This window comes from Micromonospora sp. CPCC 206060 (assembly GCF_036906895.1).
GTDB lineage: Bacteria > Actinomycetota > Actinomycetes > Mycobacteriales > Micromonosporaceae > Micromonospora.
Genome location: NZ_JBAKHU010000164.1, coordinates 1 through 3,826 on the forward strand (window position 1 = coordinate 1; position 3,826 = coordinate 3,826).

General features: G+C 70.9%; 1 protein-coding gene. It reads left to right on the forward strand.

The features are described from left to right. Positions 1 to 3,826 (forward strand): hypothetical protein (locus V6U90_RS32720; protein WP_334444936.1); only part of this gene is annotated, 3,826 nt, incomplete at both ends.

Consider the following 3,826-nt stretch of genomic DNA (forward strand, 5'->3'; position numbering starts at 1 on the left):
CGAACGTGGTCCGGCAGGCGGTCACCGACCTGCCCGCCCGTTTCACGGCCGCGGCCATCCCCGGCACCACCGGACCGGCCGCCAGTTTGGCTACCGTCGACATTCAAGAAAGTGGGCGCGCCGGCGCGCCGGCCGTACCGATAACGCCCGAGCAGCACACCGCGGCGGCGGCCGGCCTGGCGCAGGCCCAGTTCACCGCGCTGGCCCACCGGTACGGCGTCGATCCGGCCGGTCATGCGGCGCTGGTCACCTCGTTCCAGCGGGAGTGGGTGGACGGGTACTACAAGGTGCTCGCATCGGCCGGCGGCAGCGCGACGCCCGGGACGCCGGATGTGGCCGGGGCCCGCGGTACGGTGCCGGGTGGCGCCGGCTCCCGTGTCGGTGGCATGTCGATCGTCGACGTCGACAGCACCAGTGATACTGCGTCGGTCAGTGACGTGTCTATTGCAAGCGATGGAGTATTCAGCCCCGATTTCGGCTCGAGGGACACGGATTCGATCGGCTTCAGGGACTCGGATTCGATCAGTGATGTGTCGTTGCTGGGCGAACCGATCAGTGCCGACTCTGGCAGTCTTGGCGAGCCGGCCGTCGCGGCAACTGGGCCGGCCGTCGCGGCGATCGGGTCCGCGGTGGACTCAGGTACGGCATCCCGGCCGGGCGCTGCGTCCGGCCGGGCCGGCAGCAGCGGCCCGGCCGGTCTCGGGCTCGCCGATGCCCACGGGCCGGCCGCGGGACGAATCCACGATCTCGCCAGCGGCGGCTACGGCCGTGCCACCGACGCTCAGCTGCGCCGGCTCGCCGCGGACATCGGTATCCAGGCGGCGTCGCCGGACGGGGTCCTGCCGCAGCTGTTCGAGGCATCCAGGGATGTCGCCATGGCGGACACGTTCAGCGGCGTGTACTTCGCAGACCCGGCGGCGGCGGATCTGGACGCGGCGGCGGCGGACCGCACGGCGGCACAGGCGCTGCCGTGGGTGCAGGGATGGTTCACCATCGCCGGGCACCGGAACCTGGCCGAGCGGCTGGCCGACGATCCGGTGCGCCAGGCCTTGTTCCTACGGATGCTCACCGCCTCGCCCGCCTGGCAACACGCCGTTGCGCAGGCGCAACAGCGGGGCGGCGGCACACCCGACATCATGCTGGTCTGGTGCGACGCGGCATGGCAGGGACCGGGACAGGCCACCTCCTTCGGTGAATGGCTCCGCACCCAGCTGCGCGCCCGGCGGCTGATGTCGTCCACGCACGAGGTAGACCAGATACCCGGCGAGCTGCGGCCACACGTGGACGAGCCGGTGCGGTCCGTGTTGTTCTCGGATGGTTCGGTGGAGTTGTTCGGGCCGGATCTGGTGGAGGCGGTACGGACCGCGGACATCGTCGAGAACGGTCAGGAACCCGGCGTGCGCTGGCCGGATCAGGAGGACTTCATCGCCGCTGGCGGTCAGCACCGGTGGGCCGGCTCCGCCTCAGGCGGGCAGTCGCCCGATCCAGCGGAAGACGGCGACCCGTCTGGTCCTGGCCCGGCGTCTGCTGCCCAGGCAGTGCGGGGCCCGTCGCAGGATCCAGGGGCGGAGTTGCCGGTGCCGGGCCCTGCCCTCGGACCGAACCGCCCGCAGCAGGGCCGGCCGGGTCGTCCTGGCCGGCAGGGCCGGTTGCGTCGTCCTGGCCGGCGGGGTGGGCGGGACCGGCGGGGCCGGCGGGGCCGGTTCCCGGCCATTGGTGCGACCGACGGGCACGGTGCTGCGATGTCCACCGACCCCGGCCAGCCGCGCATCGACGATCAGGCCGGCGACGGCAGCGGGAACCTCGACGCCTGGGCCACCTACCAGGGGCCGGGAATGGACTGGGAACCATCCCCAGCGGTGACCCACACCGACGCTGGCACTCTCTACGCCGGCGAGCCACCCACCACCCCCGCCCCACTCCACCCCGACCAACCCCAACCCCAACCCACTGCGGGCAGCCGGTGGGTGCGCGACCCGGATGAGGCCCGGACGCTGTTCGACCAGCACGCCGACCACATCGCCACCACAAGGCAGCAGCAGGATCAGCTGCGGCAGCTGTGGAACGCCCTGATCGACCATATGGACGACGACGGGCTCATCCCCGCCAGCGAGTCAACCCTCGCCGATGCGACATCCACATGGCAGCCGACGGTGCATAGGCGGATCGTGGCATTGCGCGACCGTGGTCTGCTGCAGCTGGTCCAGGAAGCACACCGTGGCGTGCCGGCGCGGTACAGGGTGACCGATCCGGGTCAGCCCCGGCAAGCACCGTTGCCGGCCCTTCCTGCGGGCAGCCGATGGGTGCGCGACCCGGATGAGGCCCGGACGCTGTTCGACCAGCACGCCGACCACATCGCCACCACAAGGAAGCAGCAGGATCAGCTGCGGCAGCTGTGGAACGCCCTGATCGACCATATAAACGACGACGGGCTCATCACCGCCAGCGAGCCAACCCTCGCCGATGCGACATCCATACCGCAGCCGACGGTGCATGACCGGATCGTGGCATTGCGCGACCGTGGTCTGCTGCAGCTGGTCCAGGAAGCACACCGTGGCGTGCCGGCGCGGTACAGGGTGACCGATCCGGGTCAGCCCCGGCAAGCACCGTTGCCGGCCCTTCCTGCGGGCAGCCGATGGGTGAGCGACCCGGATGAGGCCCGGACGCTGTTCGACCAGCACGCCGACCACATCGCCACCACAAGGAAGCAGCAGGATCAGCTGCGGCAGCTGTGGAACGCCCTGATCGACCATATAAACGACGACGGGCTCATCACCGCCAGCGAGTCAACCCTCGCCGATGCGACATCCATACCGCAGCCGACGGTGCATGGCCGGATCGTGGCATTGCGCGACCGTGGTCTGCTGCGGCTGGTCCAGGAAGCACACGGTGGCGTGCCGGCGCGGTACAGGGTGACCGATCCGGGTCAGCCCCGGCAAGCACCGTTGCCGGCCCTTCCTGCGGGCAGCCGATGGGTGCGCGACCCGGATGAGGCCCGGACGCTGTTCGACCAGCACGCCGACCACATCGCCACCACAACGCAGCAGCAGGATCAGCTGCGGCAGCTGTGGAACGCCCTGATCGGCCATATAAACGACGACGGGCTCATCACCGCCAGCGAGTCAACCCTCGCCGATGCGACATCCATACCGCAGCAGACGGTGCATAGGCGGATCGTGGCATTGCGCGACCGTGGTCTGCTGCAGCTGGTCCAGGAAGGACGCGGTGGCGTGCCGGCGCAGTACGGGGTGACCGCTCCGGGTCAGCCCCGGCAAGCACCGTTGCCGGCCCTTCCTGCGGGCAGCCGATGGGTGCGCGACCCGGATGAGGCCCGGACGCTGTTCGACCAGCACGCCGACCACATCGCCACCACAACGCAGCAGCAGGATCAGCTGCGGCAGCTGTGGAACGCCCTGATCGGCCATATAAACGACGACGGGCTCATCACCGCCAGCGAGTCAACCCTCGCCGATGCGACATCCACATGGCATTCGACGGTGCATGGCCGGATCGTGGCATTGCGCGGCCGTGGTCTGCTGCAGCTGGTCCAGGAAGGACGCGGTGGCGTGCCGGCGCAGTACGGGGTGACCGCTCCGGGTCAGCCCCGGCAAGCATCGTTGCCGGGCCCTGCCCCCGGACCGGACCGCCCGCAGCAGGGTGCGGACCTGTCCTGGCTGAACCACGGGGGGACGTCGCCGATGTCCGGGCCGGTACCTGCCCCGCCGGCGGACACGGGTCTGCCCGGGCTGCCCGGGCCGCTGGACGACCCGGACGCCCTCACGGCGTCGTCCTGGCCGGCGGGGCCGGCCGCGTCGTCCTGGCCGGC